Origin of the sequence: Brevibacillus centrosporus (assembly GCF_046622605.1) — a bacterium.
Taxonomy (GTDB): Bacteria; Bacillota; Bacilli; order Brevibacillales; family Brevibacillaceae; genus Brevibacillus; species Brevibacillus centrosporus.
In genome coordinates this window covers 111563-127303 of record NZ_CP176856.1, presented here as the reverse complement: position 1 = coordinate 127303, position 15741 = coordinate 111563, and the positions used below count along the sequence as shown (strand labels likewise).

Annotated in this window: 12 protein-coding genes; 1 reads left to right on the top strand and 11 read right to left on the bottom strand. The window is 50.5% G+C overall.

Going from position 1 to position 15741, the window contains the following annotated elements; translation table 11 throughout:
- Positions 1-36: 36 nt before the first annotated feature.
- From spoIIE to ACLIN2_RS00690, 7 genes are all read right to left on the bottom strand, one after another.
- Complete coding sequence (gene spoIIE, locus ACLIN2_RS00720) at positions 37-2511, bottom strand: stage II sporulation protein E (RefSeq protein ID WP_411503017.1); 2475 nt, start codon at positions 2509-2511, stop codon at positions 37-39.
- 392 nt (positions 2512-2903) lie between these two features.
- Positions 2904-3275: a S1 RNA-binding domain-containing protein gene (locus ACLIN2_RS00715; RefSeq protein WP_092274998.1), complete on the bottom strand. Its 372-nt coding sequence runs from the start codon at positions 3273-3275 to the stop codon at positions 2904-2906.
- Positions 3276-3316: 41 nt separating this feature from the next.
- A complete protein-coding gene (locus ACLIN2_RS00710) occupies positions 3317-3628 on the bottom strand; it encodes an FtsB family cell division protein (protein ID WP_327933666.1) in 312 nt (103 codons plus the stop codon).
- 20 nt (positions 3629-3648) lie between these two features.
- On the bottom strand, positions 3649-4221 hold the full coding sequence (yabQ, locus tag ACLIN2_RS00705; RefSeq protein ID WP_411503016.1) for a spore cortex biosynthesis protein YabQ: 573 nt from the start codon (positions 4219-4221) through the stop codon (positions 3649-3651).
- A complete protein-coding gene (gene yabP / locus ACLIN2_RS00700; RefSeq protein ID WP_092274989.1) occupies positions 4218-4502 on the bottom strand; it encodes a sporulation protein YabP in 285 nt (94 codons plus the stop codon). Before yabP ends, yabQ begins: the two co-directional genes overlap by 4 nt.
- A 106-nt stretch (positions 4503-4608) precedes the next feature.
- Positions 4609-6639: a copper amine oxidase N-terminal domain-containing protein gene (locus tag ACLIN2_RS00695; protein ID WP_400588039.1), complete on the bottom strand. Its 2031-nt coding sequence runs from the start codon at positions 6637-6639 to the stop codon at positions 4609-4611.
- A 61-nt stretch (positions 6640-6700) separates the two neighbouring features.
- Positions 6701-8482, bottom strand: a complete 1782-nt coding sequence (locus tag ACLIN2_RS00690) for an SgrR family transcriptional regulator (protein WP_411503015.1) — start codon at positions 8480-8482, stop codon at positions 6701-6703.
- A 101-nt stretch (positions 8483-8583) separates the two neighbouring features.
- Here ACLIN2_RS00690 and ACLIN2_RS00685 point away from each other — a divergent pair, with 101 nt between their 5' ends.
- Positions 8584-9867: an MDR family MFS transporter gene (locus tag ACLIN2_RS00685; RefSeq protein ID WP_411503014.1), complete on the top strand. Its 1284-nt coding sequence runs from the start codon at positions 8584-8586 to the stop codon at positions 9865-9867.
- A gap of 31 nt (positions 9868-9898) precedes the next feature.
- Here ACLIN2_RS00685 and ACLIN2_RS00680 read toward each other — a convergent pair whose 3' ends face one another.
- The 4 genes from ACLIN2_RS00680 to ACLIN2_RS00665 form a co-directional block, all read right to left on the bottom strand.
- Positions 9899-12043, bottom strand: coding sequence for a GDYXXLXY domain-containing protein (locus ACLIN2_RS00680; RefSeq protein WP_411503013.1), 2145 nt, complete (start codon positions 12041-12043; stop codon positions 9899-9901).
- 214 nt (positions 12044-12257) lie between these two features.
- The gene (locus tag ACLIN2_RS00675) at positions 12258-12554 is read right to left on the bottom strand and encodes an RNA-binding S4 domain-containing protein (RefSeq protein WP_122923836.1); all 297 of its coding nucleotides are present in this window, start codon (positions 12552-12554) and stop codon (positions 12258-12260) included.
- Between the two features lie 3 nt (positions 12555-12557).
- Entirely contained in the window at positions 12558-14045 is a 1488-nt protein-coding gene (gene mazG, locus ACLIN2_RS00670) for a nucleoside triphosphate pyrophosphohydrolase (protein ID WP_411503012.1), read from the bottom strand.
- Between the two features lie 37 nt (positions 14046-14082).
- The gene (locus ACLIN2_RS00665) at positions 14083-15717 is read right to left on the bottom strand and encodes a putative polysaccharide biosynthesis protein (protein ID WP_092274969.1); all 1635 of its coding nucleotides are present in this window, start codon (positions 15715-15717) and stop codon (positions 14083-14085) included.
- Positions 15718-15741 lie beyond the last annotated feature (24 nt).

Genomic DNA, 15741 nt, shown 5'->3' with positions numbered 1-15741 from the left:
CAACAGTATCGACGGGGAGCTGAAAAAACATACTCGCTAACTCACAATCCGAGGCCGCTCCAGCTTCTGCATGCCGTGTACCTGAATGGCCGACCACTGTGGGACAAACCGGTCTATTCGCGCGACCAGAACCGTCATGTCATCGACGATCTGTCCCGAGTGCTGGCGAATGACCTTTTCAAGCAACAGATCAGCTACTTCCTGCGGGTCTTCCGTTTCCAGCTCACTGATGATTCGCTTCATCCAGGCTTGGCGATTTTCGATATGCCTTGGCGCTTCGTAGATTCCGTCTGACATCATAATCAGCAAATCTCCGGGCTTGAGGGAACGGGATACGACATCCACCTCGATCTCATCCAGGATTCCCACCGGCAAATTATTGGCTGTGATCGTGATGACATCGGCGCTTCGTTTCACAAAGCTGGGGGTCGAACCGATTTTCACAAAGCGGGTATTCGCCGTCTGCAGATCGATCAGCGCCAAATCAACGGTAGCAAACATCTCGTCGGTAGAGCGCAGCGCTAACACCGAGTTGACCGTTTTGATCGAAATTTTCTCGTCCATGCCGGAACGCAGCAGCTGCTGGAGCATGTCGAGTGCCGACTGGCTCTCTATGGAAGCACGTTCTCCGTTGCCCATGCCATCGCTGATCGCCAATGCCATTTTCCCATTTCCCAGATCCATCGTGCGGAAGCTATCCCCTGATAAAAGCTTGCCGTCCTTGGCTGCACCCGCTACGCCGATATCGATCTCGAAGGTTTTGGCGGATGCGAGGCACATCGTGCATGAGCCGTCTTTTTGGGCTTCGCAGTGCCTTTCTCTGACTACGATGTTTTCCCCCAGGATTTCCGTCAGCATGGGTGCCACGATTTTGGCGCATTCATCGCGCCCGTAGCAGGTAGGCTGACTGATCTCGATATCGACTCTTCCTTCCTCCAGACTGTGTATATCTACGCGGCGCACGGAAAGGCCCAGTCCCTCCAACGCCTGCGATACTTGTTTCTCCTGAAAGCTCAGCTCCATCCCTTCCCGCTGAATCTCCCTGGCAAAATCGCTCATGACTCGAGATACGCCAGAGAGCTGATCGGCTACCAGCTTGCGGCTTTCCTTTACCTGCTTTTTCAGCTGTTCAAAGGATTCCTGCCGCTCAAATTCCTGCTCCATGATCGTCATCACTTTTTCCGTCTTGACGCATTTCCGCTCCCACTCCTTTGGTGGTGTAACGCCTGCGAGGGTACCGTTTTCCTGCACCTTTTCCATGAGCCAGCGCATGCCCTGATAGGTCGACTGCATATCCTTTTCCCAGCATTGTTCCTTCTTCCAGCATTTTTGGCAGGTAAACTCCGTGACACGGCTGAGAAAGGCGTCTGCCTGCTCCTCGACTTCCTCAGGGTCCGCCGTCTGGGCGAAGCTGCGGGACAGCTGAGTGAACAGCTCGGAAAACTGCTGGATCTTGCCCGCCGTCACATCCCGTACCCGGCGCATGTACTCTTGATGAGACTGTAGATTTTCCATCGTGCCCGGGATGAATCTTGCGACCTTCTTCCACAGCACGGCCGGCGTCAGGATAAACAAGGTTATCGCGATCGCTGATTCGACGAGAGACAAATACAACGTTTCCTCCGCGCCGCCGTAGATCGCCAGGATCGCTGTCCCAATGAGCAAGCCTGCCGATACACCGACTTTTCCCCCCTCTTTTAGCAAGCCTGCCAACAGCCCAGAGAAGGCGAGCAGATTAATTTGCAAAAGGGCACTGACATTTGCCAGACTGAGGATCAGGCCCGTAACGACCCCGACTGCCGCTCCCACGGTTCCTCCACCTACAAAGGCGAACAACAGCAGCCAATACCGGGACAGCACGTGCTCCATGGAAATGCCTTCAACCATCCAGTCCACTGTGCCAGTCATCAGCGAGGCTAACAAAATGACCAGAGAGACGATCTCTTCGTTTTTCAAGGGCTCATAAGGCTTGGCCAGATGAACGATCGAGAGCGATTGAATAAAGATGAGTGTCAGCACAAACCCCAAAACAGCTTCGACTGCGACCATGACCAGCTCGTAAGTATTTACTTGATTGGTCAGAGCATGGTACAGCAGGTGGCTGACAAAGATCGTCGTCATGACGAGCAGAGGCGTTCGGGAAAAATCCTTCCTGCGCATTCGCTGGCTGATCTTGCACGCGGCGAATGCCAGTACAATACTGAGAACCGTCTGCAGCCCGAGCGGCACCGATTGGGTAAAGGCTCCTAATATCAAAGCGAAGCCGGTCGTAATGATACAATCTCTTCGCAGATAAAACATGACTATGAAGTAGGGGATAACAAAAGGAGTCAGCTCTTCCAAGATGAGAGCCCTTCCTAACAAAAAACCCATTAACAAGGGCAGCACGTTCCACCGATAGGCTGCATCCGCTATTTTTTCTCCCCAGGTCATCGCGGCTGTATCCATTTGCTCAGATACTTGACGCGTCCATACCTGGCCGGTACTCGTAACATTTTTATTTGCGATCATGTCAACACCACCCCGTTCTTGTTCAATGTGTTTCTCAATTATACGGAGGCGGTATTGTAAAATTTGTCAAAAAACCAATGGATATTCCCAGAATCGTCCGACAAATTCATTGACACGTTTGGACATGAGCCCGTGCTTTATGCAGAAAGGGAAACTTGGCCACTCCAGGCTACTAACGAACCTCCAGCGCCTTTGCGATGGCAAGATTCTTAACTCCCCTTCTTTTTGCACAAAAAAAACCGACGTTATGGCGGATAACGTCGGCTGACAGGTGATTCGCGCTTTGCGAAACGGGCTTACGATACGTATTCGGCATGATTTACAAAATGCCTTCCTGATATTGTAGTCAAAATGCGCAAACTATAAAGAAAGAAAAGTCAAAATTTTCCGAATTAATGTTGTCGACCGCGGCCCTTCTTGTCCCCATTTTTCTTTAGCGGGGACTGGCGGTCTTCGCTTTCTTTCAAAAATCGATTCAGTTTATCTTCAAAGCCTTCCCCACGTTCACGCTGATGGCGAGGTGGTCGTTCCTTTTCCAACGCCTTTTTTATCGACAATCCGATTTTGCCCTCGCGGATATTCAAGACCTTCACCGTTACGACATCCCCGATTTTCAGGAAGTCATGAATATCCTTGACAAACGTGTCTGCGATCTCACTGATATGCACAAGACCGGTCACATTTCCTGGCAGCTCCACAAACGCACCAAATTTCGTGATACCTGTCACTTTTCCTTCAAGTTTGCTCCCGATCTCGACTCCCATGAACGTGGAAAGCCTCCCTCTGCTTGAAGATCAGTCAAACGCTACTCCTCCGGAATCACATAAATGCTCTCGCCAGGCTTGGTATAGTAAATCCTTTTTCTCGCCAGCTCTGCCAAATACTCCTGGTCATTCAGACGACTCGCTTCATAGGTCAGCTCCTCTTGCTGCTGCAGCAAAACGGCTGACTCTTGCTTCAATACTTCCAGCTCAGTCTCTTTCTGGGCCAGAACCCCGCTCTGCAAATAAAAGGTATAGCCAGTCCAGACGAAAAAGCAAAGAATGAAAAAGAAAAACAGCCGCATTCTCCGCTTTTGCCCTCTTCGATTGGTTGTAGGGGATGCTGCTTCTTTCATCATTAGGCCACCTCGGATATTTAATCCCGCTTTCTCTTTGAGTGAAACCAATTCTTCCCATTGGTCCAAATTCCTTTTGTTTTGCCGAACATTTTTTTCCCCAAATGTTGACCCCATCTGGCAAAGGGCGAAGTGATAAAACGAGCCACTTTCCACAAAAAGCCGAGGATCGCGAGCAACACGGAATACAAAAATGCCAGCACCATCAGGATCACTCGGTAAAAAAACAGGATAGGACGCACAACCAGGGTGTCAATGATCTGTAAAACCGTACGGTAAAACCACTGACAAAATTTTATCACGCGGTGTAAAAATTGGATATACTTCTTACTACCTACTACAAAATACACCCAGGCGCCAAAAATCATTCCAAAAAAGATGGGAAACCGAATGATTCCGTCATTTACTTTCACCAATATCAAGAAAACAGCACCCATGCTGCCGATCCAGAAGAGGACGTCAAAAACGAATACCATCCACAACGGCAGTCTGCTCTTTCCTTTAAAAACATGATACGTATCAAATCCCATTCCCATAAGCGCACCGCACGTGGACATGGCCAGGACCGTCTGAAGCTGGGTCGCGATACTCACTTGAACAGCTTGCCGAAGAATCCTCTCGACCGGTCCCCGGCCTGCCCTTGCTCCAGATAGGCCATTTCATGCACCAGACCCTCGATCGCCACTTCTCCGGTTTCCAAACTCAGATTTTTCATATGCAAATTTTGTCCACGTATGGTTAAAAAGCCGCCTTCTGTCTCCAAGAGAAATTCCTCACTGTCAAAGCTTTCGACGTTCTTCACACCCGAAATCGCCAAAGAGCGCCTGTTGATCATCACGACTTCATGGCGAGGCCGCTTCGTGTGCTCCATCATGCTAACTCCTCCCTTACGTACCCTTCTTGTACAATCGTATGGGGGGGGATGTCCTTTTAGAACAAAAACCCCGCTAGAGAGCGGGGTTAGCAGGGTAGCTTGCTTCTTATTTGTACACAGTGTAGTTGCCGTTGACAAAGATGATTTTGTAGCCAGTCCGGTCGGTAATCGTACGCAATGGCAAGGTTGGAATGTTGCTCTTCACCTGAACAGCCGTTGGCAGGGTAACATTTTGCCCGTTAATCGTCGCCACGTTGGAGCCTACCTTGAACTGCATGACGGTACTGCCGCTAACCACCTTGGCTGTCGTTGCTGTCCAGGTAACGGACATGCCCAAGCCATCGCGGAAGAAGGAAGCAGGCATCAGCGTATTACCGTTCACAATGTAAGGTGCCGCTGTCATTGCTGTCGCTTTTCCTGACTTCGTGAATGAAGCGACGTTGGCCTTGAAGCTGACGCCATTTAGTGCCACGATCGTCGCAGGACGAGCGAACAGAAGACCCTTTTCCTCCGAGGTGTAGACACTAATGCTGTATACACCCGTCGTTGCCGGATTCACAACGCCTCCTGCCTCCAGCACATTGACCGTCACCGCTGTCTGTGCTGGAATGTCCTGGGACGGCACGATAATCAGGTTTTGGCCCCGCACCCCGACATAGTTGGCAGCCGCACCGTTAACAGTGACGCTCGTAGCTGGTATATAGGCAGGGACTTTGAAGCCTGCAGGCAGGACTATTTCAAAGAATCCTTGCGAGCGCGTGATAGGAGCCCCGAGTCCTTTGATGGCTATCTGCACGCCAGTCGGTGTCGAGGCCGTCGCACGGGTCAATCCAATGGTAGCGGCCGTATTGTCCACGGCAGCAGGGACAGAGGTACCGGAGATTTCAAAGCTTTTGGAACGGTACGTCTTGTTGTCGACCTTGGCACTCAGGCTGTATGTACCTGCTGTTTTGGGGTTCGTCAAATACGCATCATAAGCAAATTTGACGGTCAGGCTGTCCGTGCTTTTAAATCCGCTAGGCGTACGGAAAGAAACCTTGCCATTGCTTGTACTCACGGTATTGACCTGATCCCCGTTCACCGTTACGCTGTAGCCGGATACCACAGGCGGTACCATGTCTGCACTCGGGAACTCAATCGTAATATCCGTATTGGAATACAGCTTTGTCGAAAGGTCTATGTCGAAGGAATAGCTGGATCGCGCTCCAGCACCACGATCAGACAAGGCCACATCAAAGGATGACTTCGCTGTCCCGGTCACTTCCATGTCTTCGGAGGTGTATTTTTTGCTGTCGTACTCAATCTCAAAGGTGTATTCGTCATCGGCCTCTGACGGATTCTTGATGCCTGCGGACGAACTGAACTCCAGCTTGATGTAGCTATCTCCGTCGGCTCCGCTCGGAATCTCGATTCGAATGGAGTCACTGTCCAGGATGCTGACATATTCGGCTTTGGTTCCGTTGACTTTTACGTCGGATTTGCTAATGCTCTTTGGCAGCATATCCTTTGTTGGGAAATCTACATAAATGTATTTTCCCTTTTTCAGTTTCCCTTTGGAGGAAAGGTTGAATTTGCCCAGCGTCAAGGAGATGTCAGCCTCAGCCGACTTGCTGCTCTGGACGACGTCAAACTTGCTGCTACTGCTGCTTCCGCTGCTTGACGATTTTCCGATAGTGATTTTCTCATTTTTATAGGTGGTTTCCTTCGAGGTCTTTACCCCGATCGTGTACGTTCCTTTGTCCTCGGGATTGGTAATGTTGTCGATCGTCAGAGTGAGCAGGGTGCCTTTGCTCACCTTTTCATCCAGCTCGATCGTCACCACGTTGCCGCTTACCGAAACATCATCGATCTCGATTTCATCGCCATCGTCATCTTCCAAATACACGTCGGATGTTTTCAGCTTTTTATCGACCGTGTAATCCGAAGGGAACTTGACGGAAATTTCGTCACCCGATTTCAATTCCTTGTCGATTTCAAATTCAATTGTATATTCAGTTTCTTCATCTGCGGTCGTATCATCTGCCGAAATATCTTCAACAGTTAGGGCATAAGCGGCTTTTGGCACCACGACAAATGGACTTGCCAACACCGTAGTCGCCAGCAATACGGAAATACCTGTTTTTGCGCTTTTGTGCAACGGTAACGCCTCCTTTAACCTGCAATTCCTTTTATGATAGGAAAAGAACGGCAGGAAAGGGTTACAGAAGGGTAACGAAAGACTTCACCCAGAGTTTGGAGAAATCGAGCCAACCAAATGAATTGGCGACAAACCCCTGCAAAGCCGGGTCATAGCGGTCAATCCGTTTTACATGAAAGATGAATAAAATCCACAGGTCCTGACGAAAGATTTCTTCGATTTCCATTAAAGCATCCATCCGCTTTTCCCGATCCGACATCCGCATCACCGCAGACAATTTCTTGTCCACCACCTCTCGCATCTCGTCATTCATAAATCGGTATACGATCGTGCTCTTGTTTTTGTACAATTCGAACAGCCCAAGCTCAACGTCACTTTGCAAGACTTCTCCCATGATAGCCATATCTGCCTCACGATCCATAAGATCAGACAGGTAATTTGCTTTTGTCACCGGGACAAACCTGATTTCGAGCCCAATTTGACTGCATCTGCGTTTTATCCATTTCCCGACTACGTCAAACAATTTTCCCTCACTGATAAACAAGGTGAGCGTCTCTCCCTTGTATGTGCTGCGACGGAGCCAAGAAGCGGCTTCCTCCAAATCAGATGATGGCAAAGACATGCTTCTGCTCTTCTTTGGCAAAAAGCTCCCCGCACTAGAAAACGCGTATTCTCCCAGTTTTCCTACCAGTTGATTGCGGTCAACCACGATCTGCAGAGCCTGTCGAAAAGCAAAGTCATGGTGAACACCCGGTCTGCGGAAATTGAAAGCGATATAATGACACCCCGTTTCCTCAAAAACGAGGTCTTCCTCCTTGTTCCCGGCCCCAGGCTTTATCTCCCGCTCCGGCAGCTGATACAGCTGATTGGAAGAGTGCCTACCTGCCACAATCCAGATCTCAACGCGATCGAGCAGCGCCCGCTCTCGGTAGTAATCGTCAAACGCCTCCAGCACAAGTCGCTCATCGGTGTATTCAGCCATCCGAAACGGCCCTGTTCCCACGACGGCTTTCTCTGAAAAGGGCAGATCATACGGCAAGATGGACATCGCCATCGAACCCATGAAATGGAGAAAAAAACTGTTTGGCTGACGTAAATGGAAGGTAAGGATTCTTTCGCTTTGATGCTCGATCCGTTCTATGTCATCGACTTGCCAGCGATAGGGGGAGTCCAGGTCAATGAGACGCTGTACTGTGAATTCAACATCTCTGCCTGTCAGGATACGTCCGTGATGAAAGCGCACCCCTTTCCGCAAGTAAAAGGTCCAAGCTGTCTGTTCTTCATTGCTTTCCCAAGCATGTGCCAGCTCGGGAAGAATGGTCTGTGTCTCCTGATCGTAGAAGACCAGCCTGTGACACATCTGATAAAGAAAATGACTCTCGGCAGCCACGGACACAAAGGCTGGATCGAGGCTAGAAAAACCGCGCGACCGGGGAATCCGCAGGACATCAAGACTCGCCGTCTTCCCCTCTTCGGAAACGAACCCGAATTGACTGTCCCACGTTTCCTGAAGGGAATGTTTGATCCTTGGCGGCAGCTTTTTATTTTGAATGAGCTCGATCGCCTCTTTGATTTTCCCTTCCGACAACAGCCTCTTGAAGCAGGATCGGAAAAAATGAGCGGTATCACACAGAATCGTCAATGTCGAATGGTTGCCCCGCCCCACTCCTGCCTTCCAACTCAGTAGACCCTCGTTTTCCCATTTGCGGAGGATCAGTTTCACATTGCGGGGCGTACAGCAAAGAATTTCTGACAATGCCTCGATGCTTATCGACTGTTCATGATTCGTCTCCCAATCGGATAGACCAAACAGCATCTGCATAAAGTGCTCTTCGCTCTTCATCCCAACCACCATCCTAAAAGGTGAAATTCTTAAATCAATCTTACCCTTTTCCTTCTCCTTTTGACAGGTAAAATGTAGAAAAACGAAAGGTGGTCTGCTCCATGAGCTTTATGCAGCTGCACCCGAACATTCGAATACGCATCGTGACTTCCTTTCTGATCAGAGCGGTGGGGACGATGATCTTCCCTTTCATGGCTATTTATTTCTCTGACAAACTCGGTCAGGCAGTCGCCGGTTTCCTTCTATTCGCCAACATTTGCGCCCAGATGCTGATGGGTTTCTATGGTGGGTATCTCGCGGATCGTTGGGGCAGAAAAAAGGTGATGGTATATGGGGAGATCGCCCAGTGCATTGCCTTTGTCTTCATGGCGCTCGCCAACTCTCCCCTTTTGGATTCCCCATGGCTTACCTTTGCGATGATGCTCGTTCAAAATGCGAGCAACGGTATGATCAGCCCTGCTGCGGATGCGATGCTGATCGATGTAAGCACCAAAGAGAACCGGACTTTTATGTACAGCATCAACTATTGGGCAGTCAATCTGTCCGTAGCGATCGGCTCCGTACTCGGCGGGATCTTGTTTGCGTCCCACCGCTTTGAACTCATCCTGGGACTGACAGCTGTCAGCCTGTTCGCCCTTGCTCTCACTGTTTTTTTCATGCAGGAGACTTACAAGCCGAGCACCTTCGACACCGCATCCAAAGGCAGCATTTTAAAAGATGTGTTCACCAGCTACAAACAGGTAATGCAGGACCAACGTTTTTTACTGTTCTCTCTAAGCGGGTTGCTCATCTTTTCACTGGAATTTCAAACGGCGAATTATGTTGCAGTCCGATTGTCCAATGAATTTCAAACGCAAATGGTGCATGTCGGAAGCTTGTTTTCCTTTGAACTGACTGGCCTCAAGGTATTCAGCCTTATCCAGCTGGAAAATACGCTGCTGATTGTCTGCTTGTCGCTCTTTGTGAGCAAGCTCGTTCGGCAGGCAAGTGAAGCCAGAACCATGTACACAGGTGGGTTCCTGTTTGTGATCGGCTACTCGGTCATTAGCTACAGCAACTCGCTGGTCGTGATCATAGCTGCGATGCTCCTTGCAACAATAGGCGAGCTGCTCCACATTCCCACACGTCAGGCCTACCTCTCGCAAATCGTGAAGGACGGTGCACGCAGCTCATACATGGCAGTGAATGGACTCTTTTTTCAATGCGCCAGACTGACCGGGACGATCGGTATCAGCGTCGGAGCCATCTTACCCACGATGGGAATGTCGATTCTCCTGCTCGCGATAGGACTCTCAGGGCTTCTGCTTTTGCGCCACGTACAGCAACAGGATCAACAAATAGGCATTCGCTACTCGCAAGCCAACGCAAAAGGAGCCGCCGACTAACCGGCAGCTCCTGCTCTCTTTTCTTACGGTTTTACTGGGCAGACAAAGACTCCAGAATCGCATCGCCCTTTTTGCTTACACGCACCTGGGCAAATTTCGCGGAACGCTCGACTTCAAGCCCTGTGCCCTCGGGGACAAAGTAGCTCTCGATCCCATACTCGACTTGGCTGGATCCAATCACATTTCCATTGATCGTAACGTCGTCCGGCTGCATCTGATACGCTCTGTTCCAAACACCGTTCTGTGCGTAATAGCCACTGAAATCATACACGCCATCCGCTTGTGGTCGAAGCACCACCTGAATCTTGCTATCCATATCAGATATGTTTTCTTGCTCGAGGGTCGAGATCGTGTACCCCAATCGCACATAATCACCTTGCAGCAGGGAACGTGGATCGATGGGCTCGAGCTTCAGCTTGATAGCGCGACCTTGTGTGAGAATCGTCTCGCTGCTGACGATCTGGTAGCCGATCAGCACGAGCTGCAGCAGGATAATGAGGAGGAAGGCGAAGCGCTTTTGTGCAAAAAGAGCCGGTTTAGCTGCTTCCCACTCGGATTTTTCAGAACGATCAAACCAGTAGCTGATAGCGAAAAACACGATACTGAGCAGCAACAAGCTGATAGATTTATGCAGAAGGCTCCACAGAAGATCGTAGTATTTCATGAGCAGAAACGCGAACCAAAAGCCGAGTGCGATGGCAAAGCTCACGCGATCCTTCCTATGCATGGTTCGATACACCAGATACGTAGTGATCACGAAATAAACAAGGCTGATCGCGACATTCCACGCAACTCCCCACTGGTTGCTTTCTGTTAATACCAACAGGGAAAGCAGCCCGTAACCCAAGGAGCTGTTCCGCAGGGCATTTGGCAAACTCGGCAGCAGATACATGGCCATCTGCGAGACAAAGATGATCGCAAGCACCAGGTCATGGGTATTTCTCCAGTCACCCAACTTGAAATAAAGGATGAACAGAAAGACAAATTGAGTCAGTAATTTCGTGGGAATTCCGCCTGTGATTGTCCAAGCCACACACAAGCCCGCCAGCAGTACTACCCAATAATACCCATCCAAATACAAGCTCGTAGCGACCCCGATCATACATCCCATCGTTATCAGCGTGTAGCGGACAGTCCCGTTCATTTTTTGCTCGGAAAATACCGGGACCAATAGGCCAATCAACGACAGGAAGAAAAGAAAATAGATGACGGTATCATCATCACCGATCACCAAGAACAAAAAGCCCGCAAGCGAAACGGCCCCAATCGTAGCTGCCACTAGTGTAACGAGCACCGTAAAGGCTTCCTGAAAAAAGCGCACCCATCTGCTGTCATGAGAGGCTGCCTGTCTTTTCAGCCACTTCATCGCCGCTACGGCTCCCCAGACAATCCCTACAGCAGCCAGCAGGCCAATCAGGAAAAAGCCCTCCGAATAATGCTCAAACATAAACCAGAAAAACTGGGCCAGCAAAAACAGCGCAAGCATCGTCGAGGTCACGATCAGCAGGACGCGATTCGGCATCCATTTCAAAAAGCCGAAGAAAAGCACTCCACCGATCACCAGGTACAACAGCTCTGGAAGCCCTCCGTAAACCTCCACGAAGGAAGAGCAGAACAAAGCGAGCTGAAAGACGAGAAAAGAAAGGTAATAGAGAGGACGAGACTTTAACCGCTCGGATGCGGCCAGCCAAAACAACAGGAGATTGCCCAGCGCGATCAGCCAGTAGACCATAAACCACCAGTACCCATCCCTGACCACATGTATAACCGATGGCTGCAAAAAGAAGCACAGTGCCAAATGGGTCAGCACATAGCTGATCACATAGAAAGGCTGGTATCTCGACACGATCGCAAACCACAGATTGGGGATCAGCCAAACGACAAACAGCATGTAGCTGTCCGCGTGGGAATTATAGATCTGCCCTAGCAAAGCTACACTGATGCCAAAGGCAAGCCCGCCTGCAACCAATAGCCAGTTGCTAAGAAAGGTGTGCCTTTTCAGGACGAGAGTGGCCACGTACGAAAATAAATAAAAGAGAACGAGCACAGAGGTACTCACACCGATTTTCTCCCATCGGCTAAGCACGGGCCAGTTGGAGGCAAAGAAGTAAAATAGTGCAGACAGCAAGAGTGAGATCGCCAAAAAATAACCGAGTCGCACTGCGTTTTGTTGCATGTGTTCACATCCCTTCTTCGTCATCGTGCCTACATGCGTAAACCCATTATATACCATACCCCTATAAGAAAACCTCTATCGAGACTTATTCAAGGAGGAGCGACCGCGTTTAGCGGAATGCTTCCATGCGCTCCAGAATCAATAAGCGTTCGCGCTTATCAATTCTTCTACGTAAAAAAAGACTACCCGTGCTAGGGTAGCCTCTGCGATGCTCTTACTGGCCTTTGATGTAGGCGTCTTCTTCTTTTTCATCCCGTGGAACCGGCACTTCTCCCAGGACGCTATACAGGGATGCCGCCTCTTCCTTGCGTGGATTCTCCTTAATGTCTTCCACTTTCACCGTCACGATTTTCTGTCCGAAGCGAATAGCCAGCTTGTCGCCGATTTTTACATTGCTGGCAGATTTGGCCTGGCGATCATTGATCTCGACACGGCCTTTGTCACAAACCTCTTTTGCCAGTGTGCGCCGTTTGATCAGACGGGATACTTTTAAGTATTTGTCCAGTCTCATAGATTATCCTCTCCTTTTAGCGTGCTGCTTGGCTTCTTCCCACCACTGATCCATCTCTTTCAGATCGGTATCTTCAAAGGATTTGCCTGCCTCACGAAGCTTGTCTTCAATATAGGAAAAACGCTGCTTAAACTTGTTATTGGTCAATGCCAAGGCTTCTTCCGGATCGAGCTTCATGAATCGAGCCAGATTCACGACAGCAAACAGCAAATCGCCCAGCTCGCCCGCACGCTCTTCTTCCGAAGCTTCGCCCAGCTCGCGGTACTCTTCCTCTACTTTGTCGTAGACATCAGCAACATCGTCCCAGTCAAAGCCTACCTGTGCCGCTTTCTTTTGCAGCTTGTAGGCGTACATCAGGGCTGGCAAATCGCGGGGAATACCCGCCAGCTGGGATTGTACGGAGACATCAATTCCTTTTGCCGCCTTTTCCTGCGCCTTGATTTCCTGCCAGTTCGCCAAAGCTTCATCGGAGTCGCTCGCACTCTTTTCTCCGAAGACGTGTGGATGTCGGCGAATCAGCTTCTCGTTGAGCGTCGCAACCACATCGTCCACGGTAAAGTAGCCGTCCTCCGAAGCGATTTGCGAATGCAGCATGATCTGCATCAGCAAATCACCCAATTCCTCGCACATGGCATCCGGGTCTTCATCGTCGATCGTCTCCAACACCTCGTACGTTTCCTCGATGAGATTTTTGCGGATGCTCTGATGGGTCTGCTCCCGATCCCACGGGCAGCCGTCTGGACTGCGCAGAATCGCTACGATTTCCTTCAAATAGGAAAACTGGCGGTACGAGATGCGTTCATCGTGCGCTGGTGGTACATAGACAAGCGACAAATTGCCGAAATGGTCCAAGCGATCCAGCTCGTACAAAGGAACCGTTTCAATTCTCTCTTGTCCTGCTACCCCGACGGCAGTCGCTACCGTCACGAGAAAATCATCCGGCAGAACCTCCATCAGCGTCAGTTTGACATCGGATGCGACAAAGGCATCGTAAACCTGTGCGATAATGGTGTGCAGTCCTGGGGAGACTTGCTCTGTTTTCAGCGCCGTTCCATCCAGCAAGGAAAAGCCCTCGATCGGATCAATCTTCAAACGTGCAAACAGAGGATCAATAAAGCTCTGACCGCCGCCAATCTCGATCTCTACCCCTCGCGATGGACCTTGTTCCAAAAGCAGCTGTACGGCACGCTCGGCTACCAATGGATGACCTGGCACAGCGTAGACGATCCTGCCATGCTGCTGGGCTTGGGCAAACAGTACTTCTACGATGTCGGCATACACATCTTCAAAGGATTCGTGCTTCTCATAAGTCTCATCAAAAGACGAAAACGAAATGTTCTCTGCTCCGAGCTGTGCCACTACCGGATGCTCCTGGGTGCGCAAGTAGAGATGCTCAGCCTGCTTGAGCGTCCGATAAATGCCATATGGCAATTGGTCCAGATCTCCCGCTCCCAACCCCACTACTGTAATCGTTTGTTTGGTTGTATTCAATCGTCTCGCCCCCTTATCGATCTACTTTCTTCTATCCTTATTTCGGCAACAGATGCAGCTTGGCCAAGAGCGAAGCAATCCGTTTGCCTTTCGGTAAAAACTGAATGTCAGTTCGTGTCAGCCCACCTGTTTTCAGCAGAGCCAGTAAGTACACCAGCGCCCCGCAGCCCACGGCCACCAGACCAACAATCGTATGGATCAACCGCTGCGGACCTGGCATGTTACCCAGCAGTGCATTGGCCCCCCACTCTACGACCAAAACTACGACCGACATGACAATGACCGATAAAAACGGCTTCAACACCGTCTGACGAAGGCCGATTCCGGCTCCCGTGTACTTTTTCACTGCGAGCACGTTTAAGCCCATCGCTACCAGGTAGGCAAGCACCGTGGACAGCGCAGCCCCCGAAATCCCCCAAAACGGTACGAGGACCAGATTGAGGACCAGCTTGACCATCACGCCAATGAAAAGATTCCGTGCCGGGCGCATGACTCGTCCAAGTCCTTGCAAAATGCCTGCGCTGGCAATGCTCAAGGTCGCAAAGATAATCGTAAAGGATTGGACAGCCAGTGCCTCCGTGCCGTTGGTATCGCCATACAGCATCACGTTGATCGGCTCTGCCAGCAAGGCCAGTCCGAATGAAGCGGGCAGTCCCAGCAAAAACGTCAAGCGAATGGCTATCTCCGCACGGTTTGCGATCAACTGATGCTGACGCTGTGCGACCGCTTCACTGATCGCTGGCACCAAGGCCAAAGACAGGGAGGTAGCGAAGAAGGTCCCGAACTGAATCAGAGGCTGCCCGCGGTCAAATGCACCTTTTGCCAGCTTGGCGAGATCTTCCTGCATCCCGCTCCACTGCAGCATGTTGACGACGGTCACCGAGTCTACCAGCGGGATGAGCGGCAACACTAAAGCTCCCATGCAGATCGGAAGGGCGTAGTACAAGAGACTGCGCAGAACCTGGCGATTGGTCCATTCGGCAACCCCAGAGGATTGCTGCTGCTCCCCTTCCAAATGTCGAATTTGCTTGTCCTTTCGCCAATACCACAACAGCACGAGAATGGCTGCTATTCCTCCAGGAAAGGCTGCAAATACGGCGCCTGTCCCAGCCAGGTAAGCATCCTGATACACATTCATCGCCCAAAAGGCGGTCAACAGGATGAAGATGACCCGAATCAACTGCTCAACTACCTGAGATACACCTGTGGGCATCATATTCTGATGGCCCTGAAAATATCCGCGCAAGATCGCTGCCATCGGTACGAGCGGCAACGACCAAGCAACTGCCCGAAGCGGAGTCGTCAGGTGTTCGTCTCCCATAAACTTTGCAACCATTGGTGCTCCTACATAAAGCAACAGAAAGAAAAACAACCCCAGTATGACCAGCGAAATGCTGGCTACTCGAAAGGCGCGACGTGCTCCGATCGCATCACCTACTGCCACTCTTTCAGACACGATCTTGGAGATGGCAATCGGAAAACCCGCCGTCGCCAAAATTAACAGCGTGGTATACAGCGGATATACTTGCATGTATACGTACAAACCGATGTCACCGGCAATGTTCTGGTACGGAATGCGGTACACAGCGCCCAAAAGCTTGGAGACAAGACCGGCTACCCCGAGAATCGCGGCGCCTTTCACAAACTGAACAGATGCCTTTTCTTGAACCATACGAGTGAATTTTCTCCTCTCCAA